Genomic DNA, 22,161 nt, shown 5'->3' with positions numbered 1-22,161 from the left:
AGTTTTTGTTCGGGATACTTTGTTTTATAGAGCCTTACTGCAACCGGAAGCTTGGTTTAGCTCCCGGGAGGCTGTACAGAACTGCAAAGCTCAAAACCCGGGAACGTTCGCCTTGTGAAGATAGTAACTGATTTTATAAATACGGTAAAAGCTATTTGGGAAATATGTATTTTTAAAAACTAAAAAAATTACCATGAAAAAAACAATCATAGGCTTATTGGCACTCTTTATCCATATACAACTGTTTGCCGTAGAGACCCGTATAATCGTACGTGCTAAAGCCAAAGACGCTAAATTTATAGGCAGCTCTATAGGTGGTGCCCATGTACTGATAAGGAATGTTTTAAACGGGCAACTCTTGGCAGAAGGAAAGACATCCGGAAGCACCGGTAATACCGATCTTATTATGAAAACTGCCAAAGAGCGCTATCAGTCGGTTACAGACGAGCAGACCGCCAAATTTCTGGCAGTTCTTGATATTGACGAGCCTGTTTATGTAAATATCGAAGTACTGGCTCCTGCAAATAATAAACAGGCACAGGCAAAAGTGAGTACTTCGCTCTGGCTCATTCCCGGTAAACACCTGCTGGGAGACGGTATTATACTTGAAGTACCCGGCTTTGTTATCGATGTTTTGAAACCACGTACGCATCAATACATAGCACTGAAATCTGTTATGAATACTCCTTTTGAGATTGCCGCCAATATAGTGATGATGTGCGGATGTACTATAAGCGAGGGTGGCATTTGGGATGCCCAAAAAATAGAAGTAAAAGCATTGATCAAAAGAAATGAGACCCCTTATAAAGAAGTTACCATGAAATTTGCCGATACCAATTTGTTTAAGGGTGAGCTTATCATTACAGAACAGGGAAGGTATGAAGTTATGGTATATGCGTATGATCTGCGAACAGGGAATACAGGCGTGGATAAAGTAAACTATGTAGTGTATGAGTAATTACAAAAAAGGAGCATACCTCAAAAATCAGGACTTTAAAAAAGGCAGCGGATATATGTAACGCTGCCTTTAACTTTTCCTATCTTGGCCGTATGTCGTCCTCACTGAGAATATCACAGGCAAAATTAATACAGTTAGTTAAGGCGGCGTCATCATCTTTTATACCCAGGTCATGATAACAGCCGTCAAAAGCAATCTCAAAATCACGCACCGTATCACATGTACCTCCGCGTATGTTCTTTTGCTCTGCTTTTGATAATTCTCTTACTCCGTTGAGATTTCTTAGTTTTTTTAACATACTATTTGATTTAAACGGTTAATAATACTAAAATTAACATTTTATTAAAGAATAAAGCTACTTATTTTTTAAAATATAGCCTTTTTTATGAAGCTTTTTTCTTTATTTTACTGCTACAACTAATTGTAGTTTACGCACGCCAAGCACCTATCAATAAAAAAACAACTTCTTTTAAAAACTGAACTTACGCATCTATGGCAGCCCTTGTTTCCATAACAGCTCCGCAACGCTCTTACCATACTCCGGTAATTATAGGAGAAAAGCATACTATCGTTTCCGAACATCTAAATGAATCCAGGACATATCGCATCTACACCCCTCCTTCTTATGAACTTTCAAAGAATATGCAGTACCGGGTTCTCTATCTTTTAGATGGTGACCAAAGTAAATTTCATGAATCCACAGGCATTATACAGTCAATGAATTCGGTTGCCAACCTTAAAATGCAGATCCCGGAACTTATTATTGTAGCCATTGAAAACATAGATCGTATAAAGGACTTTACCCCCACACATTCCATTTCCTATAAAGGACATGAAAACCAAAGAGCCTTTAGTTCCAGTGGAGGAGCCAATCGTTTTGTGGCATTTCTGGAAGAAGAACTCATTTCTCAAATAGATCACAGCTTTAGAACCACCGGCGAAAATATACTGGTAGGACATTCGTTAGGAGGATTGTTTGCCCTGCATTGCTTTTTGGATCGCCCCTCATTATTTGCGCAATATATAGTTATAGACCCCTCCTGGTCATGGGGCCATTCATACATCCTGGAAAGAGCCGTTACAGTACTTCCTAAAAACCGATACCCACAAAGCCGTATGTATATTGCACTGGCAAATACATTGGAAGAAAACCGGTTTAACCAACAAGCAGCAGAACAGTTTTCTAACCTTATACAACAATACACCGCTGACGCGGTTACCGTTAAGACCCGGTATTTTGAAGAAGAAAAGCACCTTACCCTACCCATTCCAGCATTGTATTACGGGCTTCGCTTTTTATTTGACGGATATGATATTGGTGACTTTCGCAATATTTTGAAAGAACCTTCTATGCTTACCTCCCATTATAAAAAAGCCTCCGAACACCTGGGTACAAAATTTGTTCCTGCAGAACTCTATGTAAATGCTTTGGGGTATCTGGCTCTCTACGATCACAAATTAACAGAAGCGGCTATCACTATTTTTGAAATAAACGTTAAAAACTATCCCATGTCACCAAATGCCTGGGACAGTCTTGCCGAAGCCTATACTTTGAAAGGGAACCTGCCCGAAGCACAACGCTGTTATGAGAAAATAGCAAAACTAAACCCGGAGTACCCACATCCCCAAAAGATAATAGAAAAAAGATGAGCCATTGGGTTGTCCCGATAAAAAATACATGTATTCAAACACCTTCATATTGGGAAATTCCATAGCAATTATGTATTTTTCATACTTTATGAAGTCTCATAAAAAAATAAAAGTATACACCACCAAACTATTCAAAAAATGAAAATCGTATCGTATCTGCTGTTACTGTTTGTACTTGTAACTTCCTGTACCCAAAAGCCCGAAGAAGGTATTACCGAAAATGAGATCCTTTGGGACACCTGGGGAGTACCTCACATCTATGCAACCAATGATGCGGCACTCTATGAAATGATGGGATGGGTGCAAATGCAGAATCACGGCGACCTTATTTTAAGGCTCTATGGTGAATCTCGTGGAAAAGCAAGTGAATACTGGGAAGGTAATTTTGAAAAAGATTACCTCTTACATCAAATTGGAGTTCCCGAAACAGGTGTCAAAGCATATACCAACCTATCTGCAGAAAGCAAAGAGGTTATAAACGCTTTTGTGAAGGGGCTCAATGCCTACGCATCTCAGCATCCTGAAAAATTAAACTCAAAGTTTAAACCCGTGCTGCCTTTACAACCGGAAGACGTTATGAAACATGCCTATAGAGTTTGCTATTTCGAATTTCTTATTAACAGGAACCTCAGAGCGGGACAACACTGGTCGCCAGGTTCAAACGCCTGGGCCGTAGCGCCTTCCAGAACGGCTAACAATAGTAGTATGCTCCTGGCCAACCCGCATCTTCCCTGGGGTGATTTCTGGCTGTTTTTTGAGGCACAACTAATAACCGATACCAACAACCTCTACGGCACTACCCTCGTAGGGTTCCCCACCATTGGTATTGGCTTTAATGAATTTTTGGGGTGGACACATACGGTAAATACACTGGATAATGTAGATCTGTACGAGTTGCAAACCGAAAACGATCACTATGCACTGGACGGCGAACAAAAAAGGTTTGAAGTTGACACCATTCAGCTCTTTAAAAGAACGGGAGACTCTCTCATGCCTGTAAATGTAGTGCAAAAACGCTCTCCTTTTGGTTTTGTGATTAAGGAGAACGAAAACAAAGCTTTATCAGTAAAATGGCCCTATGAAACAGAAAATGCCGATTTTCTTACGCAATGGAAAGCCATGGGGAAAGCCCGCTCTTTAAGTGAGTTCCAGGAAGCACTTAACCAAAATGCGCTTCCACTCTTCAATGTAGTATATGCAGATAAAGAAGGTAATATTTTATACCATTTTAGCGGAAAGGTCCCTAAAAAAGAAGGGGACTGGAGCAAATGGCAGGGCATTGTAGCTACCAGTTCCAGGAGCGATATATGGAAAGGCTACTATAGCAGTGCAGAGCTCCCTTCCTATACCAATCCGGAGAACGGGTGGATACAAAATGCCAATGACCCTCCGTTTACCAGTACTATCCCACCCGTACTTGATCCTGAAAAATTCCCGTCTCATATAGCTCCCAACAGCATGGGATTTCGCCCGCAACGTTCGGCTACCCTTATAAAAGATGCCAAAGATCTAACCCTGGAGGCATTTATTTCTCTAAAACACGATACCCGCTCTCAAATGGCCCTGAGACTTCAGGATGATTTCCTGGCTCTTTTAAACATTGCAGAAGACAGTACTACCCGAAAAGCCTTAAAAGTCCTTTCAGAATGGGACGGTTCCTTCGATAACGAAAGTACAGGAGCAGTGTTGTTTGTAAACCTTCAGTCGTATTTAAATACACAAGAATTATACGCCCAAAAATGGTCATTTGAAAAGCCCTTAAGTACCCCGGATGGTTTTCAGGATCCGGAAAAAGTACTGAGTGCCGTAAAAAAAGCAGCAGAAGCACAACTAGCTTCCATAGGGAGCCTTGAAGTGCCTTATGGAAACCTGTTTCGTGCCAAAATAGGAGAAAAAGAATATCCTGGTAACGGTGGTTTCGGACATCTCGGTATTTTCAGGACCATGAACTATACTCGTGCAGATGATGGTAAATTTTACACCTATCACGGCGACGGATATGTCTGTGCTACCGAATTTGGTGAAAACATAACTGCCAGAGCCCTTCTGGCTTATGGCAATGCTACACAACCCGGGAACCCACACGTAGGGGACCAGCTTAAGCTGTATTCCGAAAAAAAACTCAGACAAGTGTGGTTAACCCGAGCAGAACATGAAGAAAACCTGGAAAGAGCGGAAAAAATAATCCCGGCAAATTAACTTTGGTATGTATTGAACGTTTTATCACCCGCATTGCGAATTAAAACAACAGAGTAAGCTATCAAAGCAACTGAAACCCAATACGTGGTTAATACAAAGATCCCGGAAGCTTTAAAGGCGTACACAAATTTGTTTACTGCCAACAGGGCGTCAGACAGCACGAAAAGCACCACCGCAGTTGCCACATATACCGACGCCCGGCTTCTTTGGGCCAGGTACCAGCCTATACCCTGCCAGCACATAAAAAGAAGTACTCCTACATAAACCGCCACCGGTAGTAAAAGATCTCCCAAATGCGGCCATAAAAAGGCATAAAACGAAATACCAAAAACGAGCAGCCCTGCCAGAGGTTTGTAAAAAAAGTGCATGCCCTGAAAGGAGATAAACGCTACCGTAAAAAGAATATGCGCAAGCAAAAATGCCACGAGCCCGGCGACAAAATAGGTGTCAAACAACAAGAATATGTCGCCAGCCAGACAAAATATTAATGCCAGCGTGATCAGGTTGCGATAACGAGGTATGCTTTTTTTCCCATATACCAGAGGTACCGTTATGACCAAACAGGTAGTTAACGGTTTAAAAAGGCAGTAAAGAGCCCATTGACCGGTCCAGTCAAACCAGATGGCAAGACCGGCACTTATACCTATAAGAATAGCAAGTATATTAGTCCCGCCGGTATTACTTCGTTGTGGCATGTTTTGTAACATAAGTTCATTTTTCAATATACTACATTTTATATAAGTAAAAAAAATGTAGGCCTGTAACATAGTTTCGTAAATTGACACGAAAAGGTTGGTTAAATTGTCAAACCTGATCTCAAAAATCAAAAAAATGAATAACCCTGTGTATCCTGAAGTTAACGCTCCGGAAAACCTACCGGATCTTTTTATCGATTACTGGAACAAAAGAGATGCCAGGGGTATTGCCAGCCTGTTTGCCAAAGATGCCGGGTTTGTAAATGTAGTAGGCTTGTGGTGGCATAACCGGCAAGCTATTTATAAAGCACATGAATACGGTTTACGGGTGATCTTTAACCGTTCACATCTCGAACTGCGCCAAAAAAAGGTTCGCCATCTCACTGAAGATGTTGTTTTGATTCACGCCCGTATGAAACTCTCCGGGCAAACCGGACTGGGAATCGTTGCTCAGGGTGCACCCCGTTTTACTATTTTTACATTCGTTATTTGCCGTACAGGAAATGCCTGGTTGTGTGCAGCCGCCCATAATACCGATGTTGTACCCGGTAAAGAAACCAATCTCATTGATCCTGAAAACGGAATACAACCGGCAGATTACAGGCAGTAAAAAGCAATATCACAATTTTCAAGATATTTCACAAAATATATTAAAATATACTTTAATACTTATTTATTTATTTTATGTATAATTAAATATACCTAAAATAGTAAACTGTTCTCTTCCGCAGCACATTTTTATCAAATACCTTACCGGTATGTATGTGATAAACTTTTATTAGAAGTTTTAAAAATTTGAGTACCCTAATAAAAGTTGTAGTACCTTTGAAAATTGCTTTTCTTAGAGAAAAAAGCAAAGAGAAAACACCTCATTAACCTTGTAAAGCATAAGACGTATGAAAATACATCCCTGGCACGATGTAAGCATAGGCACACAGGCTCCCGGGCTGGTAACCGGTATTATTGAGATCCCTAAAAACTGTAGGGCAAAATACGAAATGGACAAAGAGTCCGGAATGCTAATTCTGGACAGAGTGTTGTATTCATCTATTAATTATCCTGCAAATTACGGGTTTATTCCACAAACGTATTGTGATGATGGTGATCCGTTGGATATTCTGGTGCTTTCACAAATAGAGATCGTTCCTATGTGCCTGGTCACTTCAAAAGTGATTGGTGTCATGCGCATGCTGGATGGAGGCGAAATGGACGATAAGATCATTGCAGTCGCAGCCAACGATATGAGTGTAAACCATATAAATGATATTTCAGAACTACCGCCACATTCTATATTAGAACTCAGAAGCTTTTTTGAAGACTACAAAAAACTGGAAAACAAGGCTGTAATTGTAGAAGATTTTCAGGGGAAAGATATTGCCCGGGAAGTAGTGTTGCAAAGCATACGTGATTACAAGGCCACCTTCCCGCAGAAAGCTAAGACACACTGATCGTAAAAACCGCTGTTATAACTGTAACCGAAAAGCTGCTTTAAGCCGACTGGCCTGCTTTTTAGGAATACCTGCTTTATCTGCATACCCTTCCCATTGTGAGATCACTTCTTTCACATGGGCAATAAGTTCTTTGCCTTTTTTGTAACTTATTTTTTCAGCAACCGCCGTCAGGTCTGCCATAGTGATCCTGCTTCTTTTTCCGTTAATTAACATTTGATGCTGACTGGTCCAAATACCCTGCGGATTGTAGGCATAGGTCATATCATATGCCGGCGACAGGCGCCAACGGCCGTCTTTTCCCATTAAAAAAGAAATATTCTTGGTATGGTCATCCTGATTGCGGGCGATCACATTAAAAACCATACGTCTGAAGAGTTCAACTGCCTGATCATGGGGCAATAACAATTGCCGCATAACCGAAAATGCATCTTCATACCCATAAGCCCCGGGGCGTTTGTAATCAAAATGTGCCAGAGAGCAAAGAGTTTGCATATGCAATTTTTCATTGCTTCCTATCCGGTCAAAGCGTTTGGTCATAAAATGGGCCCGGTCATTTTCTTCAAAAAGACGGGAAGGCATCATCTCGATACCACAATCCAGTGCCATTAAGTAATATGCGTACTCAATACGCCCGTAACCTGCCGGATCTCCCAGTTCATTGTTCGTAACACTGTCAAACTTAAAGAGGTAATGCTCAAAGCCCTCAGGTACTTCTGCCTGCCCTGAACGTACTTCTCCGGTTTCCGGGTGAAAGGCAATAATAGCTTTGGCTCTCTGCCCACCCGCAGAGGTACCTACTTTTATTAACTCATTAAGCTGCTCAGCTTCTTTCATGTTGAGCCGCAGATTTTCCCTCTCTGAAAGTATTTTTTGGGACAACGTCACCAGTTTATCAATTTCCAGAGGGGTCATTGTATCGGTAACCGGCCCTTTGGAAGGTTTAAATTCCAGGGCTCCCATACCTCTTTTCCCTATATAGCAAAGCCTGTCTAAAGGTGAAAAATTGGCTTTGTCAATATTATTGAGATATAACCATTGATCGATAAGGCGATTCCCAAAATCATCGGGCAACACATCAGACAACATTCCGGGAAGACCTCTGTAGGTTTCTTCATTTAACAAAGGAAAGCTATAGATCCTTCCCCGGGACCTGGCTAGCGGCATATGTATAGGCGATACATCCCAGGGTGTTTTCAAAAAATCAGTAAAAAATTCAAAAGAGGCAAAATGGCGCTCTTCATCCCAACTTAATGCGCCCAGTTCTGTGCCCCACAAAGTAATACTTACCGGACTTACCATGATGAATTGGGTTTATCTATACTACTTTCACCGGAGGCACGTTCTCGTGACTTTCCTTTTAATTTTACCAGTTGCACGGGACTAATACCCGGATCGGGCAAAAACAGGTTTAAAGTATCCAGATCACCTAATACCCGGAGTACCTGTATGAGAGTTAACAATTGAATATTATTTCCTGCTTCAAACTTTTTAATAGTTTGTAAATGCACCCCTGCTGATTTTGCCAGTTGTTTCTGGGTAATATTCAAATTGAGCCTGCGTTGCCGTACCCTTCGGGAAAGCTCTTCTAAAATGTGTTGATCGGTTAATTTACTAAAAGAAGTCATACAACAAGGTATTAAAAAATATACTTTATATTCAAATATACATAATAAAGTATAAAAAAGTATATTTTATATAAAATTTTAATATAGCAATATGTTACAACAAAAATGTAAGTATTCCGGTTAGGTTTGTAAAGAAACTTAAAATATTTTCTTATGAAACTACAAACATTATCAGCTTTTAAAAAACTGGACAGAGCACATTTAAAAAGTATTGTGGCAGGAGGAAGCGGTGTTTGCCCGCAGGAAGGCGACTCCTGTAACTCTTCAGAACCGGTTTCCTGTATCCTTTCCGTTCCCTTAGAATGTATTGACGGGCAATGGCAGGCACCTCAAGGCACCACTCCCGGAAGCGGAGGCGGTTGGTTCTATCCCTGGGAACTGGGTTAATTTACCACACAGTATTACTTTCTCAAAACCACTTTTTCATCCTTGTCTAACAGACGCTTTTGCCCCCCTTACGGGGGCTTTTTTAGTTGCTACCACTGTTAAACCTCTACAAAATAAAGTTAAAAAAATCAATGAATCATTATTATTTTCTTACTTTTAAAGAAAGAAAATAATATTATCATGAAAAGCTTACATACAAAAAAACTAAATCGACAACAATTACGAAGTATTATGGCGGGGTTAGGCGTATGCCCTTACGAGGGGCAAGCCTGTACACCGGGCGAACCTTTTAATTGTATTCCTGCAGAAGCTTTCTTTTGTATTAACGGTGTCTGGACACAATGCAGTTATGGAAACGATGAGTGTTTTTGATAGTAGTTATGCTAATTAACACAACCATTTAATAATGCGCTTATATAAAACAAAAACTATAAAAACACTAAATACAAAAAGACTTGGCAGACAGCAGTTGCGAAGCATTCTTGCAGGCTCAGCTTTATGTCCGCCAAACTTTATTGGGTCATCCTGTAGCCAGAACGCAGGCTGCTTTTTCCTGGTTCCTTATAAATGTGAAAATGGTATATGGGTAGAATGTGATCTAATGCCCGGGCAGGGGTGTATTTGAAATTTCAGGTAAATAAAAACCAATAACTAATTGATATACTAACTATTGGTTTTCAGATATTTAAAATCATATTTTGCTCTATGGTCTTTTTTTACTGCACTATGTATAACAAGTACCCATTTAACCCACAAAGCAAACTGAAACCTCTGTTTTATGCGCTCTAACAAACTTTCACTATTTCAAAAACATCATAAGCCTCATTGGAGAGCCTATCGTAAACATAAATGCCTGATAATCAAATTAAAAACTCAGACTTTTCTTTAAAGCACCCGTTTGAGACACAACCCTACAACAATAATACATTTCTGTAGCTATATTTTTCCATGACTTAATTGAAACACTTCCTAACGTGGATATTCTTCCAGATAATTGGCTAATATCATTATTAATATAGGAGATCGAAATTCTATTTCTTTAAATTCTTCAGTAGAGGTTAAATCAAAATAATTCAACAAAATATTATTTTCCTCATTTGGATTTGCATAGTATTGCTCCATCATTCTTTGTCTTTTTTGTAAAGCTACACCTCTAAACCTATCTCTATCAAATGCTTTATATGGGCAATTATTTAATATATCGACAATATGACTGCTTACAAAAAAGCCTTCTTTATCCATTTGATCTAAACCCCTTTCTACTAGCAAGTTTTTTGTAAAATTCCCAGATTGAATCTCCTGAATAAGTTTTAGATAGTTTCTCTTGTTTGGTTTTTTAAAAATTTCATTTTCTACTTTCTCCATTAATTTATAATACTCAAAAGAATCTATTCCGTACAGCTTTTTTATTTTAAGATTTACTTCCTTGTGAATACAATTGTTCAATCTTTGTAAATATTCATGTTGCTGTGATTTACACGATGTAAAAGCGATTACAAACAAAGCAATCAAAATGTTGTTTTCATACTTATTAATAATTGCTTTGACACGCTTAAAAAAGAATAACATGAAAAGTAATATGGTCAAAGCCCCATTATACATACCATTGGTAAAGTCAGCTTGAGAAGCTAACCAAGTATAAAGTGCATATTCTGCCAAAACAATAGCTAATATTGTCAAGTAAAAGTAAAGCGAGTTTTTCATTCTAAATGAAAAGAACATTGGTGCTGTAAAGATAAATATGCATATTATAGGCATAAAAAAAATATCCATAGATAGTAAAACCAATCCTCATTTGTCTTTAGTTTACCAAATTCTATTAAAGCGTAGTTACCACTTTTAAACATTTGTAGTAAGTAGAATATAATATACTTTACAAACCAAAACAAAATCATATTTAGTACAGATATTTTCAACATAATTAATTTTTATATCTTAAATGGAATGATGGTTTTGGTCTTCTTGGTGTGGTTATTACATCGACACCGCTACTTCCATTGTCACCACCAAAACTCGTATTCCTACCGTGAGTTGCTTTAAAAGATGGTGATCATACCTGAAAAGCTGATTTCCATTAACAAAGAGAGGCAGAAGGGAAAAACGTTGATACTTGCTGAAATTGACAGATTATTACCCGATGCGCTTATGTCTAATTTTTGAACAACGTTTACAATATCGTAGTCCCATCAAGTCTAGGCCAAATTCTTCGATAGGAAGTCACTTTATGGGTTTACGGTAATTCTTATCACACTTGGGTTGAGGCAATCTCTAAGCCTGTGGGAACTTACTACCTTCTTTTTGTTTTACCTACTGGTGTTTATATTTTTGCCGGTAATGGAGTTACCCTTTTAGTAAACGGTGGACATCTCTTTTGACCATATACTAATTTTTACTGAGCATTCTGGCAGGGATCGGATTTTCAGGACTTTCGGCTTCCCATACTATGTTGGTAATAAACCACCGGTTGGCATCATAAACCAGTTGAATACAGTTAATACCCTTTTGCGCCACTTCACCGTCTTCCCGAAGCCGGAACTGATATGCCGTAAACACCTGTGCCACACCGCCATAATGCCTTATTTCACGCCCCAATTCTTCTTCAAAGAAACCGTTCTTGGTAAAAAAAGGGCCATTACGGTCAATATACGTTTGTGTGGTAAAGTACCTGAAGTCTCTTTCACCTTCTTTGGAAACATGTACGGCTCCCATGGTCCCGTGCTCATGAAACAGCGAACGAAAAAGCGCCCAGTCACGTTCTCCCGGAGGTCCGGATATTACGTTGTATAAAGTAGTGATCACTTCGTCAATCTCTGTAAAAGCAGGAGTTTTGTCTTCCTGACCGCGAACGGAAAGGAACGTTCCCAAAAAAATAAGTAACAAAAAGAAATGTGATATAGTTTTCATAATAAGCAATACTATAATATTGGTGTTTTCGTGTTATTTTGGCTACAAAAGTATTTATGGTTAAATTTAAGAAGTAATTGCTAAAAACAGGTATGCCTTATGAAAACTATCAAAAAATTTACGAAAAGAGCCATCCCAAAAGAAACTGTTAAAAAGGTGTGTGGTGGAAAAGCCAAAATGGCTGATAAAGCTATGAATGCTATAACTCAGTATATTAGTTCGTAAAAAAATTCATGACACTGCCACAGGATATGTCATCCTGTGGCTTTTTATGTTAACGGCCATCATTAGGGGTGTAGGTTACTGCCCCAGGGGTATTGCGGTAAATGCCGTAAGCTCCCGGTTTTTATAAGATATACTTATTTCCATAGGGTTGCAGCATACCTCACAGTCTTCTACATATATCTGTGTAGTTACTGAACTGTCCAGTAAAACGGATATCTCTTCCCAACAATACGGACACTGAAAAAAATGTTCTTCCATACGCCCTGCAACCAATTTTAAAAATCTACATTTAACAATTGTCCGCTCACCTGCAGCATCTGTAACTCTGCCACTTTCGCTGTATATTTTGCCTGATTCTTGGCAATAATGGCATTAAGGAGGTTTAGCTGTGCCTGACGGAACTCCAGAGAATTGGCCTGTCCAATTTTATAGCGCTCTTCGGTACGATTAAAATTATCGCGATTCACGGCTACGTTTTCTCTTTGGGCCCTGTACACAAAAAGAGCATTTCTGTAGGTTTCCCAGGCATTCTTAATGTCGCGCTCCACTTCCATTTCCGTTTGCTTTTTTTGCAGTTCCATGTTCTCATAAGCAATACGCGCATTTTTTACATTGGTTATCGAGCTTCCCCCGTCAAAAAGGTTCCAGGTAAGATTGATCCCACCCGAAAGGCCACTCACAGTATTCTGAATAACAAAGGCAAGGGGGTTGTTGTTATTAACCTCATTCCATCCATACGAACCGGTAAGACCTACGGTAGGCAGAAAATTACTGTAACCCGATCGTACCGCCAGCATATTGATCTCCAGATTTTTCTCCAGTTGCTGCATGTTTACATTGTTTTCTTTAGCCGTAGCATACAGGTCTTCCATTAGAAGATTGGGAACAAACTGCACTGTAGTATCTACCACAAAACTACGATCGAGGTTCTTGTTGAGTATCAGGTTAAGGTCCCGCTTGGTATTGTTGAGTTGTTGGGTAGTATTAAGCAGGTTAATACTATCTGTATTTACATCTACCTGTGCGTTTAGCAGATCAAGACCTGTATTTTGGCCGTATTCTGCCTGGTATTGGGCCCTCAGATAGCGGTCTTTAGAGATTGCCAGTGTTTGTTTGAGATTGGTTGCGTTCTCTTCCAGCCTCGCGACCTCATAATACACAGTAAATAATTGTAAAACGGTTGTTTCTATGGTTTCCCGGGCTTCCAGTTCCGAAAGGTCTTCCTGCTCTTTCAGAGCACGATAGTCATACAAACGTCCTAAACCGTCAAAAAGCGTGTATTGCACATCTACCGAAGCATTGTAACGGCGGGTTTCCACACCTTCTGCTGCCCGTGAATCTCCGTTGGCCAGTACCCCTTCAGTATTCTGCCGGTCTATACTACCTCCTGCATTTCCTGAAACGGAAGGCAGATATCCAGAATTGAGAATGCCTGCATTATTTTCGGCAATAGCGACATTGTTCCTGGCTATTTTGATCCCAAGATTACTCTCAAGCACTTCATTAATAGCGGTTTGACGGGTTAACATTTCCTGAGCCGTCAGAAATGCCGGTAACAGACAAACCATCCCAAAAATACAGGCTCTAATACGTCTCTGCATGCGCTTCTTCTTCTTTTTGTTCTTTAATGGCACGTTCTACCTCTTCTTTTGATATATTTTTTCCAGTGGCCAGCCACTTCGATTTTACCTTGATCTTATTACTAAAGGACAGGAACAACGGCAGCATGATAAGGGTAAGGAATGTGGCAAAACCAATTCCATACGCTATGGAGATCGCCATAGGTTTTAAAAATTGAGCCTGGCGACTTTTTTCAAAAATTAAAGGGGCCAGACCGGCTATGGTCGTAAGTGAGGTAAGGAAAATAGCCCGAAAACGTGATTTCCCGGCCTCATATAGTGCTTCATCAAATGTGAGTCCTTTTCGCAGCAGGCTGTTAAACTTCCCTATAAGCACCAAACCGTCATTTACCATGATCCCAATAAGGGCTATGATCCCTAAAAGGGAAAGGGCATTAAGCGGAAAATTATGTATCCAGTGCCCCCAACCTACAGCAGTTAAACTAAACGGAATAAGTAACAGCAAGAGTATAGGCTGACTCATACTTCTAAAGGTAAAAGCAATAGTAAAATAAATAAGTATCAGTATCACACTTCCTGCACTTTTTAATGAGCGGTTTAGTTTACCCGCTTCCCGGTTTTGTCCTTCGTAAGAAGCACTTACGGTAGGGTATCGCGATTGAATACCGGGCATTACCTCAGCCTGTATATTATCCAGAATGTCTGTAGCACTCGCACTGGGGTCCTTAAGGTCTGCCGATACCTGTATTTCGCGTTTACCATCCAGTCGGTTAATAGACACATCGCCCCGTTCTATAGTGTATGTGGCAATTTCCCTTAGTGGTATGCGGTCTCCGGAAGGGGTAACAATGCGCATACCATCCAGATCGTTGATTGAGGCACGGTTTTGACGGTCATAACGTACCCATACGCGTATTTCATCCTGCCCGCGTTGAAAACGCTGTGCCTGCACCCCAAAGAAACCGGCACGTACCTGATCCATTACCAAACGCGTATTGAGCCCCAGAAGGTAGGCACTCTCTTTTAAGGTAAGCCGTATTTCTTTGATCCCCGCAGGATCATTATCTGTAACATCCCGCAATACGGGATTGGAATTAAGTATGTCTTTAAGTTCCTGTTTGGCAGCTTTAAGTTCAGCAATATTGTTCCCCAATAAGGAAACTGATACCGGACTTCCGCCAAAGTTACCTCCTGAACCAAATACCAGTTTTTCGGTACCAAATACAGGCCCCACTTTATCACTGAGGCGGTTGGCTACCAAACCTGAACTCACAGCATCGGGCCGTTCTTCTCCGGGCAACAGATTAATACTAAGCGTGGCCGTTGAAGAACTGCTTATGGTACGTATAGTATTGCGAAAAAGCAGTTTATCTGATCCCGGCATAAATTCCTGAGACATTTCCTTATTAAGCTCCCATGCATTTTCTTCAATAACAGTAATAATAGAATCGGTAATACGTTCATTGGTACCCCGTGGCATGGCCAGTTCTATGTTTACCTGATCACTGGCAATTCTGGGGAAAAGTGTAACTCCTATGATCCCGCCTCCTATAGAGCCAATTGTGAGAATAAAAGCGGCTGTAAAAATGCCAAATACCAGTAATTTATTCTGCAGGCTGAACTTCAATACCGGGCCATACAAACGCTCACGCATCCAGCTCATGATACGATCGCCATAAATGTTAATATAACGCATCCCTGCAAAAAACCGGGCCAGTCCTTTTTTAGGTTCATTGTTCTTGGGTCGTAAAGCTTTGGAATGTGCAAGGTGTGCCGGCAATATGATAAGAGCCTCTACCAATGAGACTGTAAGGGTAAGAATCACTATTACGGATACTTCACTGAAAAATTCACCTATACGGCTGTCCAGAAACAAAAAGGTAGAAAACGCCAGCAAGGTGGTTATAATGGCGGAAACTACGGGAGGGATTACTTCCATAGTACCATCTATAGCTGCCTGAACGGGATTTTTACCCTGTTCATAATGCTGATATATGTTTTCAGCGATTACAATACCATCATCTACCAGTATCCCGATCACAATGATCATCCCGAAAAGCGATAGTACATTAATAGTTACATCAAACTGGCCTGCAAACACAAACATCCCCAAAAAGGAAATAGGCAGCCCAAAAGCCACCCAGAACGCAAGACGGGTATTGAGAAAAATAGAAAGGAATGAAAGCACCAGTAATATACCAATAACAGCATTTTCTGTTAGCAGAGCGGTACGCTGGTTAAGCGTAATAGAACGGTCGCTTACCACATCCAGACGCACATTATTATATTTTTTATTAAATTCTTCTATATAGAGTTTTACTTTATCTGCCGAAGAGATCAGGTCTTCTGTATTGGTACTTACTACGGTCACATTTACAGAAAGCTCTCCGTTAAAATAGGTTGCATTTGGGGTTTCTGAAAACCGATCACGTAATATGGCCACATCTTTAAGGCGTACGGAAGCCCCGGAAGGATCTGCCTTAATAATAAGATTAGCAAGCTCATTGGCATAATAGTTCCGGGCATTGGCGCGAATAAGGTATTCCTCATCAGTCGTTTTAATATTGCCTCCCGTAACCAGTATATTGGCATTACCCACTGCGGTCGCTACATCACTAAAGGTAAGCTGATAGGCGAGTAACTGGTTTTCGTTTACGGCGATCTCTATCTCTTCATCGGGATATCCTGATACTTCTATCTGGGAGACCCCATCCATGGCGCGAAGATCATTTTCTATTTGCTGCCCTATTTGTTTAAGGGTAGATAAAGGAATATCTTTACCACTTACTGCAAAAGAAATAGTAGGACGTACTTCTTCACGTTTGGCAACAATAAGCGGTTCCATATCTACCGGAAAAGAAGGTACACGATCTACTGCATTTTTTACTTCCAGTAGCATAAGATCAATGTTACGGCCTTTTTCTATTTCCACAGTAACAATACCACTGTTTTCGGAAGCAGTGGAAGTTACCCGTTCAATGCCCTCCAGTCCTTTAAGGTTTTCTTCTATCTTTAGCACCACCCCCTCTTCAATTTCCATAGGAGAAGCTCCGGGGTAGGTAATATTAATATTGATGATACGCGACTCTACAAGTGGAAAGAAGGACGACTTAAGGGACAGCATTCCTACGACACCGAAAATAGCAAAAGCGAGTATAACGACATTAACGGCTACGTGATACTTGATAAAGTAACTGAGTATTTTTCTCATGGCAGCTAGGGTTTAACGGTTTCTTCTTCCCTGTAAACTTTTACCAGCATTCCGGGATAAGCACCCGGTACCGGCCTGGCCAGTAATACGGTCCCATCAGGTGCATTGGTAATAACTACTGTTCTGTCTGAAAAAAACACAGGGTTTACATCTATTACATCAAGGATACTGTCTTTTACAATAAACACCTGTTTGGCTTCAGTAAGCAGGTTACGGTCAATTTCTATAGCCTTTTCTTCCTCCCTTGCCTGCAGGGCCGCTTCCAGATACATCCCCTCGCGCAAATTCTCTCCTCTCACCTCTACAAAAGCAGTAACGGTTTGAGTTTGTTGATCAACACTTTGATTTACACGTACCACTTTCCCTTTCCATTGAGCAGCGCCTTCAAGGTCAGTAAGCAGTACTTCTTTACCTGTTTTAAGCAAATGGGCAAACGAACGATTTACTGAAACTGGCATTTCATAAACAGATGGGTCTATGAATTCTCCGAGCTTCTGCCCATTTCGCACCAGTGTCCCCTCGTTTACGAGAGCTTCAACAAGCACTCCATCAAACGGAGCCGTAATTACATACTTCACCAGGCGTTGTTCTGAATTCTTTACATCATAATACGCCTGTACAATACCGCGGCCATTAATGAAATACCGCTCCCGGTCTGAAACGATCTCTGGAAGTACGGGAGTACTTTTCTTCATATCAAAACGGTCCAGGTAAGCTTGCCATTTCTCAAAAACTTCGGGATAATCCAGACGTATATCAGGCATAGCGGCTGCTATGAGGTTATACAAATTACTTTTTTGCGATTGTACCCCGGCATAAAACTCAGCAGCATCTATTCGTATCAATGTTTCCCCTCTTCGGTAGCGCTGCGCCTGGAGAAAAGGTTTGGCTCCCCCTTCAAAAATACCCTGTACCTCGGAGAACAGTTCTATACGGTTTCGAGCGGTAAGATTTCCATTGGCTTTTACGATAATGGGTATTCTCCCGTTGACCACAGTATCCACAAAAACGGTTTTGGTTATTCTGTTAATACGGGAGCGGGGTTTTTTCTTGTTTTCAATAAGGGCATTTGCGGCAAAATAGGCCCCTACTATAAGTAATATCCCTAAAACGGATAAAATGATCTTTCGCATGTGTTGGTGGTTTAGTTAGCTATTTTTTCCAGATTACATCTTACTTTTTTAAGTATTTCTATGGCCGTAAAGATCTCCTCTTTACTTACACCGTTTTCCATTTGAGTAACCAGTGTTGTTATGACAGGAAGCGCTTTTTGCAATATATCACGTCCCAAAGCCGTAAGATATACTTTATTCACCCTTCTATCGTGAGTACAGGGTACTCTTCGTACGTAGCCTTTTCTCTCTACAATATGCACCAGCCTGGTAAGTGAGGTTTTGTCACGATGCGTAATAAAGGCCAGATTGTATTGAGGCTGGCCATCAAGGTCATTCAGTTTTTTAAGAAGTAACCACTGGTGAGCCGTAAGGTCCAGTTTTTTTTGTTCAAGCCGCTGTGTTACTAAAAAGGTAAAATCTTTATTAATCTTACCAATCCAGGGTAACAGGGTGACATCAAAATTAAATTGCATTAGGCCCTTGTTTCTTTTAAGCCTGTAAAATTAGAAATACTGAAAGTAGTTGTAGCTGCAACCAGGGTTAAAGATTTGCTAAAATTTTAAGAAACTGTTTATAAAATGCTTATCATGGTTTACCGCAGCTTTTTTAGAGCAAAAAATAAGGGGAAAACAGCTTTATTCTTCTACCTGCATATGGATCTCTGCCTTAAGTTCACTTATTCTTTTCTCAACAAACTCAGAGTACATCCCCATATCTGCCGGCACTTTTTTTTGAAAATTCTGGTAGTGGTATAGTTTGGAAGTGGCATCGGCATAATACTGATCTGCGAGAAATGCGATTTGATAGTATCCAAAATAATACTCCGGATTTTCGGTCACTGCATACTGGTAATATTTTATAGCATTCTTATAATCCCTTTTATACTGATACAGCCTTGCCAGTAAGAGGTATTCATTAATATTAGATACTTTTTTAAGCTTTAGCGCCGTTTTTGCCCGGGCAATAGCACTGTCTCTCTGCTCAAGTTCCTCAAATATCTCTGCCATTTCATAGTGCCACGCAGGTTTATTATTTCGTGCTATCAGTACCCTGAAATTCTCCAGGGCCTTCTCCGGTTTGTTCATGTTCCAATACGAATACGCCAGTTTTTCATACACATAGGCCTCATCTTCACCGTAATCCCGAAGTTTTGAGAACGCTTTCACTGCCATCTCATAGTTTTCTTCATAATAATAATATTGAGCCTTCAGATTGAGCAGTAGCATATCGGCTTCATTAAAAGTGAGTCCCAGATTGATGAAATACCGGGCAGAGTCTCTGGGTTTATTGAGTAAATAGTATTTTGCCAGTTGTTTAATAGAGGGTACGTGTGCTGGGTCTATAGCAAATGCTTTTTTAAAATAATCAGGATACCTACTGTCTTTTTGTTTTTGTGCGAGCAGGCCCAGTCGATAGGTATATACCGGATTAAGAGGGTCCAATTGTGTAAGCTCTTTTAAATGCTCCCGGGCTTTTTCTATTTGAAAGGTTTGGGTATATAATTTAGCGAGTTCATGACGGGAGGGTATCGGCAAACTGTCCATTGCCAGCGCTTTTTCGTAGGCCTTAACAGCCGCTTTTACATTACCATTCACTTGTAAGGCTCTGGCCAGCGATACGACTGTTTTCGCGGTAACCGGTGCTTTTTTGTAATAGGTAATAGCCTGAGAATAGTTTCCGGCCCTTAATAAACTATCTGCCTGTATTTGCGCTTCATGAGGGGTCTGTGCATATAGCGAAAACACGGTACATATTCCAAAAAATAAAACCAAAGCATATCTTGCCAGCAGCATAACCATCTTTTTCATTTTCTACGAAGATAGCGCACAGAAATGTAAGAGAATGTTAAACCCTGTGTTTTTGAACCATAATTGTCTGTAAATTCTCAAACAAAAACTGCCCCCTAAACAGGCAGTTTTGTTATCTGGATTAAAAAAATAGGGGGTATATATCCATACTTAGTTACAATTATCCGTTCTGCAGTTAAACCAATTCGTGGTATCACAAATGGTTCCGCAGGTAAAACCTCCTATAGTGATATCATGGTCCAACCCCCCTTAAGAAATTAGATATTGGCAATAGTCTCTTTTTTTTAAAGATAAGTTTTGTAAGCTCTTCTTTTTCATAAGGTTTCAAATATTTAGATTATACTTCTATGATACTAAATATTTGAAAATTCTTATAAAACTATCTTTTTTGCACAAAAAATATAAGAAAATCTCAGCAAGGCCAGCCTTGCCGAGATTAGTAAAAAAGGATACTATTTCACTAAAGAATAGCGTTTGGAAGTTTGAGCCTTAGAAAGGTAAAGTCGTAGGGGGAGGACACCCCAGGCTACAAGCATCTGTGGGGAACGGACAACCTTCTGTAGGAGGGCAAATAAAAACAGAAGGGCATTGTAACTGAGTATGGCATTCAAATGAACATTGAATAACCACTGTAGGAAAAAACTCCTGATTTTGTGTTGGGATCTGCCCTCCAACCGCATCTTTTGACAAATGAGAAATTGTCGACTTCTTAAGCTGTAATTGGTTTAACTTCTTTTTTTTATGACATTTCTAATTAATTAATAAATTTTTTTACATTTTTTATATAGTAAAAAACTGCTTTTTTAATGTGAATAAAATATTATTTAACAGTAATATAATGATTACTTTTAGTATGTATATCAAAAACTCCCCGTCAATTAATTTAGAGTTTGTATGTATATATAGTTACTTCATCACTAACAGATCCATGCAAAAGTAGAATAGCACTCATCAAGAGCCCTGGTAGGGCATTGTACTGTTTCGCATCCAACACCAACGGTAGGGCAATTGTACAGAGTAGGACATTGTACCTGGCTTGGACAGTCCCATGTACAAACAATAGAAGTATGGGTGGTATTATCATCATTATCCAAAAGTTGTCCTCCCGTAAGATACCTGGAAAAATTTGAAATAGTTCTTTTCTTAAGATGTAACTGATTTAGCTTCTTTTTTTTCATGACGTTTTATTTTAATAAATAAGTATCTTCTTTCTATGTTGAGTAGAGCAGACAAAACCACATCGAATGGATGTGGTTTTGAGGTTTCTAAGATCATTTAGTGCTTACGGACACACCCATGTATTAGTCGGGCCGCAGCCAACGGGATCAAATGTAGGACATCGCAGGGTATCACAACGAATATCCAGAGTAGGACAATTAAACAGAGTAGGACAATTAATAAGGCTTGGACAGTTTAACGTACAATTGTTAAAGGTAATAGGGACTATAATGTCATTGTCTCCAATGAGTTGCCCTCCCACGGGATGCTTAGAAAACTTAGAGATCGTTGTCTTTTTAAGTTGCAATTGGTTTAACTTCTTTTTTTTCATGATATTTAGTTTTACTGGTTTACTGATAGTATAGTATTGTTTAATTAAGTATTAAAAATGGCTTTTTCCTTCAAAAAAAGCTGTTTGGAAATTTGTTAAAAACACAACTTTCCAATGGGTGTTTTACGCCACACAGATCCGTATGGAATCGGGGCAGTTAATACGATCAAGTGTTGGACAATTAAACAGCGTAGGGCAGTTTATAGAGCAGTAAATAGTACACTGCAGCGTGACTATGAGTTGTTGATCGCCCAATGGCTGCCCTCCTTTAACCCCCTCTGTAAAACGGGAGATAATTGTTTTTTTCAGGTGTAACTGATTCAGCTTCTTTTTTTTCATAATATGTAGTTTTTGTAGTTTCTAAAAGAAGCGGTCGGGGAAACCAAAGGCAAGCGTTATTAAGAATATATCTTTATGATATAAAGATAATTAAATATTTTTTAGTAAGAAAATAAAACGTTTATAATTATCCTTTAAAAGCGTACCAGACACCTGTTCAAAGGCACCATGCACCATTATTTGGTTTGCTCTATGCTGGTTAGTTAGCATATATTACTGAGAGGGGCACACCCCTGCAATGTCTGGTCACAGGCCAGTGAAGGACATGCAACCTGAACGCTACAGGTAAAAGTACATCCAAGCCTGCTGGGGCAATTGGCCGTAGCAAGTACCGTAGGGCCTGAAGGCCCCACCTCAAGCCCCCCTGTAAACCTTCCGGTAGCATGAGAAATGATCGTTTTTTTAAAATGCAACCGGTTTAAACTCTTCTTTTTCATAAATATCACAGGTTAGAGTAAGACTCAT

At 40.0% G+C, this 22,161-nt stretch carries 24 protein-coding genes; 8 read left to right on the top strand and 16 right to left on the bottom strand.

Annotated elements, in window-relative coordinates; genetic code table 11:
• Positions 1–193: 193 nt before the first annotated feature.
• Positions 194–958 carry a hypothetical protein gene (locus WAO84_RS07210; protein ID WP_340064763.1) on the top strand — a complete coding sequence of 255 codons (765 nt, stop codon included), beginning with the start codon at positions 194–196 and terminating at the stop codon, positions 956–958.
• Between the two features lie 79 nt (positions 959–1,037).
• Here the strand turns inward: WAO84_RS07210 and WAO84_RS07205 are convergent, their stop codons facing one another.
• On the bottom strand, positions 1,038–1,256 hold the full coding sequence (locus WAO84_RS07205) for a hypothetical protein (protein ID WP_340064762.1): 219 nt from the start codon (positions 1,254–1,256) through the stop codon (positions 1,038–1,040).
• Between the two features lie 194 nt (positions 1,257–1,450).
• Between WAO84_RS07205 and WAO84_RS07200 the strand changes: the two genes are divergently transcribed.
• Positions 1,451–2,608, top strand: a complete 1,158-nt coding sequence (locus tag WAO84_RS07200) for an alpha/beta hydrolase-fold protein (RefSeq protein WP_340064761.1) — start codon at positions 1,451–1,453, stop codon at positions 2,606–2,608.
• A gap of 138 nt (positions 2,609–2,746) precedes the next feature.
• On the top strand, positions 2,747–4,807 hold the full coding sequence (locus WAO84_RS07195; RefSeq protein ID WP_340064760.1) for a penicillin acylase family protein: 2,061 nt from the start codon (positions 2,747–2,749) through the stop codon (positions 4,805–4,807).
• On the opposite strand, the gene WAO84_RS07190 is transcribed toward WAO84_RS07195, so the two are convergent.
• Positions 4,804–5,529 (bottom strand): lysoplasmalogenase, encoded by a 726-nt coding sequence (locus WAO84_RS07190; RefSeq protein ID WP_340064759.1) that lies wholly within the window; start codon positions 5,527–5,529, stop codon positions 4,804–4,806. The genes WAO84_RS07195 and WAO84_RS07190 overlap by 4 nt on opposite strands.
• A gap of 109 nt (positions 5,530–5,638) precedes the next feature.
• Between WAO84_RS07190 and WAO84_RS07185 the strand changes: the two genes are divergently transcribed.
• Both WAO84_RS07185 and WAO84_RS07180 read left to right on the top strand, forming a co-directional pair.
• Positions 5,639–6,112 (top strand): SgcJ/EcaC family oxidoreductase, encoded by a 474-nt coding sequence (locus tag WAO84_RS07185; protein ID WP_340064758.1) that lies wholly within the window; start codon positions 5,639–5,641, stop codon positions 6,110–6,112.
• 286 nt (positions 6,113–6,398) lie between these two features.
• The gene (locus WAO84_RS07180; protein ID WP_340064757.1) at positions 6,399–6,950 is read left to right on the top strand and encodes an inorganic diphosphatase; all 552 of its coding nucleotides are present in this window, start codon (positions 6,399–6,401) and stop codon (positions 6,948–6,950) included.
• Positions 6,951–6,965: 15 nt separating this feature from the next.
• On the opposite strand, the gene WAO84_RS07175 is transcribed toward WAO84_RS07180, so the two are convergent.
• Both WAO84_RS07175 and WAO84_RS07170 read right to left on the bottom strand, forming a co-directional pair.
• Positions 6,966–8,252 carry a type II toxin-antitoxin system HipA family toxin gene (locus WAO84_RS07175; protein ID WP_340064756.1) on the bottom strand — a complete coding sequence of 429 codons (1,287 nt, stop codon included), beginning with the start codon at positions 8,250–8,252 and terminating at the stop codon, positions 6,966–6,968.
• Positions 8,246–8,578 (bottom strand): helix-turn-helix transcriptional regulator, encoded by a 333-nt coding sequence (locus WAO84_RS07170; protein ID WP_340064755.1) that lies wholly within the window; start codon positions 8,576–8,578, stop codon positions 8,246–8,248. The genes WAO84_RS07175 and WAO84_RS07170 overlap by 7 nt, the downstream gene beginning before the upstream one ends.
• Before the next feature lie 153 nt (positions 8,579–8,731).
• Between WAO84_RS07170 and WAO84_RS07165 the strand changes: the two genes are divergently transcribed.
• Together WAO84_RS07165 and WAO84_RS07160 are read left to right on the top strand one after the other, a co-directional pair.
• A complete protein-coding gene (locus WAO84_RS07165; protein WP_340064754.1) occupies positions 8,732–8,965 on the top strand; it encodes a hypothetical protein in 234 nt (77 codons plus the stop codon).
• Between the two features lie 180 nt (positions 8,966–9,145).
• Positions 9,146–9,337 carry a hypothetical protein gene (locus WAO84_RS07160; RefSeq protein ID WP_340064753.1) on the top strand — a complete coding sequence of 64 codons (192 nt, stop codon included), beginning with the start codon at positions 9,146–9,148 and terminating at the stop codon, positions 9,335–9,337.
• Between the two features lie 597 nt (positions 9,338–9,934).
• Here WAO84_RS07160 and WAO84_RS07155 read toward each other — a convergent pair.
• Positions 9,935–10,645, bottom strand: coding sequence for a hypothetical protein (locus tag WAO84_RS07155; RefSeq protein ID WP_340064752.1), 711 nt, complete (start codon positions 10,643–10,645; stop codon positions 9,935–9,937).
• A gap of 702 nt (positions 10,646–11,347) precedes the next feature.
• The gene (locus WAO84_RS07150; RefSeq protein ID WP_340064750.1) at positions 11,348–11,869 is read right to left on the bottom strand and encodes a hypothetical protein; all 522 of its coding nucleotides are present in this window, start codon (positions 11,867–11,869) and stop codon (positions 11,348–11,350) included.
• A gap of 99 nt (positions 11,870–11,968) precedes the next feature.
• On the opposite strand from WAO84_RS07150, the gene WAO84_RS07145 reads away from it, so the two are divergent.
• Positions 11,969–12,094: a hypothetical protein gene (locus tag WAO84_RS07145; protein WP_340064748.1), complete on the top strand. Its 126-nt coding sequence runs from the start codon at positions 11,969–11,971 to the stop codon at positions 12,092–12,094.
• Between the two features lie 75 nt (positions 12,095–12,169).
• Here WAO84_RS07145 and WAO84_RS07140 read toward each other — a convergent pair whose 3' ends face one another.
• The 10 genes from WAO84_RS07140 to WAO84_RS07095 form a co-directional block, all read right to left on the bottom strand.
• Positions 12,170–12,352, bottom strand: coding sequence for a CPXCG motif-containing cysteine-rich protein (locus WAO84_RS07140; protein ID WP_340064746.1), 183 nt, complete (start codon positions 12,350–12,352; stop codon positions 12,170–12,172).
• Between the two features lie 17 nt (positions 12,353–12,369).
• A complete protein-coding gene (locus WAO84_RS07135) occupies positions 12,370–13,695 on the bottom strand; it encodes a TolC family protein (RefSeq protein WP_340064745.1) in 1,326 nt (441 codons plus the stop codon).
• Positions 13,679–16,885, bottom strand: a complete 3,207-nt coding sequence (locus WAO84_RS07130) for an efflux RND transporter permease subunit (protein WP_340064743.1) — start codon at positions 16,883–16,885, stop codon at positions 13,679–13,681. The genes WAO84_RS07135 and WAO84_RS07130 overlap by 17 nt, the downstream gene beginning before the upstream one ends.
• A 5-nt stretch (positions 16,886–16,890) precedes the next feature.
• The gene (locus WAO84_RS07125) at positions 16,891–18,018 is read right to left on the bottom strand and encodes an efflux RND transporter periplasmic adaptor subunit (protein ID WP_340064742.1); all 1,128 of its coding nucleotides are present in this window, start codon (positions 18,016–18,018) and stop codon (positions 16,891–16,893) included.
• A gap of 11 nt (positions 18,019–18,029) precedes the next feature.
• Entirely contained in the window at positions 18,030–18,473 is a 444-nt protein-coding gene (locus tag WAO84_RS07120; RefSeq protein ID WP_340064740.1) for a MarR family winged helix-turn-helix transcriptional regulator, read from the bottom strand.
• Positions 18,474–18,635: 162 nt separating this feature from the next.
• Positions 18,636–19,808, bottom strand: a complete 1,173-nt coding sequence (locus tag WAO84_RS07115; protein WP_340064739.1) for a tetratricopeptide repeat protein — start codon at positions 19,806–19,808, stop codon at positions 18,636–18,638.
• Between the two features lie 917 nt (positions 19,809–20,725).
• Positions 20,726–20,986, bottom strand: a complete 261-nt coding sequence (locus WAO84_RS07110) for a hypothetical protein (protein ID WP_340064737.1) — start codon at positions 20,984–20,986, stop codon at positions 20,726–20,728.
• 104 nt (positions 20,987–21,090) lie between these two features.
• Positions 21,091–21,357, bottom strand: a complete 267-nt coding sequence (locus WAO84_RS07105; RefSeq protein WP_340064736.1) for a hypothetical protein — start codon at positions 21,355–21,357, stop codon at positions 21,091–21,093.
• 123 nt (positions 21,358–21,480) lie between these two features.
• Positions 21,481–21,696 (bottom strand): hypothetical protein, encoded by a 216-nt coding sequence (locus WAO84_RS07100; protein ID WP_340064734.1) that lies wholly within the window; start codon positions 21,694–21,696, stop codon positions 21,481–21,483.
• 203 nt (positions 21,697–21,899) lie between these two features.
• On the bottom strand, positions 21,900–22,133 hold the full coding sequence (locus WAO84_RS07095; protein ID WP_340064733.1) for a hypothetical protein: 234 nt from the start codon (positions 22,131–22,133) through the stop codon (positions 21,900–21,902).
• Positions 22,134–22,161 lie beyond the last annotated feature (28 nt).

The sequence above is a fragment of the Ascidiimonas aurantiaca genome, assembly GCF_037646345.1.
Classification (GTDB): domain Bacteria; phylum Bacteroidota; class Bacteroidia; order Flavobacteriales; family Flavobacteriaceae; genus Ascidiimonas; species Ascidiimonas aurantiaca.
The sequence above is the reverse complement of the archived record's forward strand: the minus strand, read 5'-3'. Positions and strand labels throughout refer to the sequence as shown.

What these genes read in the sequence shown, in the direction of transcription:
- WAO84_RS07130 (WP_340064743.1), bottom strand. Translation starts at nt 16,885, where the DNA reads ATGAGAAAAATACTCAGTTACTTTATCAAGTATCACGTAGCCGTTAAT.
- WAO84_RS07135 (WP_340064745.1), bottom strand. Translation starts at nt 13,695, where the DNA reads ATGCAGAGACGTATTAGAGCCTGTATTTTTGGGATGGTTTGTCTGTTA.
- WAO84_RS07110 (WP_340064737.1), bottom strand. Translation starts at nt 20,986, where the DNA reads ATGAAAAAAAAGAAGCTAAATCAGTTACATCTTAAGAAAAGAACTATT.
- WAO84_RS07170 (WP_340064755.1), bottom strand. Translation starts at nt 8,578, where the DNA reads ATGACTTCTTTTAGTAAATTAACCGATCAACACATTTTAGAAGAGCTT.
- WAO84_RS07205 (WP_340064762.1), bottom strand. Translation starts at nt 1,256, where the DNA reads ATGTTAAAAAAACTAAGAAATCTCAACGGAGTAAGAGAATTATCAAAA.
- WAO84_RS07095 (WP_340064733.1), bottom strand. Translation starts at nt 22,133, where the DNA reads ATGAAAAAGAAGAGTTTAAACCGGTTGCATTTTAAAAAAACGATCATT.
- WAO84_RS07115 (WP_340064739.1), bottom strand. Translation starts at nt 19,808, where the DNA reads ATGAAAAAGATGGTTATGCTGCTGGCAAGATATGCTTTGGTTTTATTT.
- WAO84_RS07125 (WP_340064742.1), bottom strand. Translation starts at nt 18,018, where the DNA reads ATGCGAAAGATCATTTTATCCGTTTTAGGGATATTACTTATAGTAGGG.
- WAO84_RS07140 (WP_340064746.1), bottom strand. Translation starts at nt 12,352, where the DNA reads ATGGAAGAACATTTTTTTCAGTGTCCGTATTGTTGGGAAGAGATATCC.
- WAO84_RS07185 (WP_340064758.1), top strand. Translation starts at nt 5,639, where the DNA reads ATGAATAACCCTGTGTATCCTGAAGTTAACGCTCCGGAAAACCTACCG.
- WAO84_RS07175 (WP_340064756.1), bottom strand. Translation starts at nt 8,252, where the DNA reads ATGGTAAGTCCGGTAAGTATTACTTTGTGGGGCACAGAACTGGGCGCA.
- WAO84_RS07200 (WP_340064761.1), top strand. Translation starts at nt 1,451, where the DNA reads ATGGCAGCCCTTGTTTCCATAACAGCTCCGCAACGCTCTTACCATACT.
- WAO84_RS07195 (WP_340064760.1), top strand. Translation starts at nt 2,747, where the DNA reads ATGAAAATCGTATCGTATCTGCTGTTACTGTTTGTACTTGTAACTTCC.
- WAO84_RS07105 (WP_340064736.1), bottom strand. Translation starts at nt 21,357, where the DNA reads ATGAAAAAAAAGAAGTTAAACCAATTGCAACTTAAAAAGACAACGATC.
- WAO84_RS07100 (WP_340064734.1), bottom strand. Translation starts at nt 21,696, where the DNA reads ATGAAAAAAAAGAAGCTGAATCAGTTACACCTGAAAAAAACAATTATC.
- WAO84_RS07180 (WP_340064757.1), top strand. Translation starts at nt 6,399, where the DNA reads ATGAAAATACATCCCTGGCACGATGTAAGCATAGGCACACAGGCTCCC.
- WAO84_RS07145 (WP_340064748.1), top strand. Translation starts at nt 11,969, where the DNA reads ATGAAAACTATCAAAAAATTTACGAAAAGAGCCATCCCAAAAGAAACT.
- WAO84_RS07120 (WP_340064740.1), bottom strand. Translation starts at nt 18,473, where the DNA reads ATGCAATTTAATTTTGATGTCACCCTGTTACCCTGGATTGGTAAGATT.
- WAO84_RS07150 (WP_340064750.1), bottom strand. Translation starts at nt 11,869, where the DNA reads ATGAAAACTATATCACATTTCTTTTTGTTACTTATTTTTTTGGGAACG.
- WAO84_RS07165 (WP_340064754.1), top strand. Translation starts at nt 8,732, where the DNA reads ATGAAACTACAAACATTATCAGCTTTTAAAAAACTGGACAGAGCACAT.
- WAO84_RS07210 (WP_340064763.1), top strand. Translation starts at nt 194, where the DNA reads ATGAAAAAAACAATCATAGGCTTATTGGCACTCTTTATCCATATACAA.
- WAO84_RS07160 (WP_340064753.1), top strand. Translation starts at nt 9,146, where the DNA reads ATGAAAAGCTTACATACAAAAAAACTAAATCGACAACAATTACGAAGT.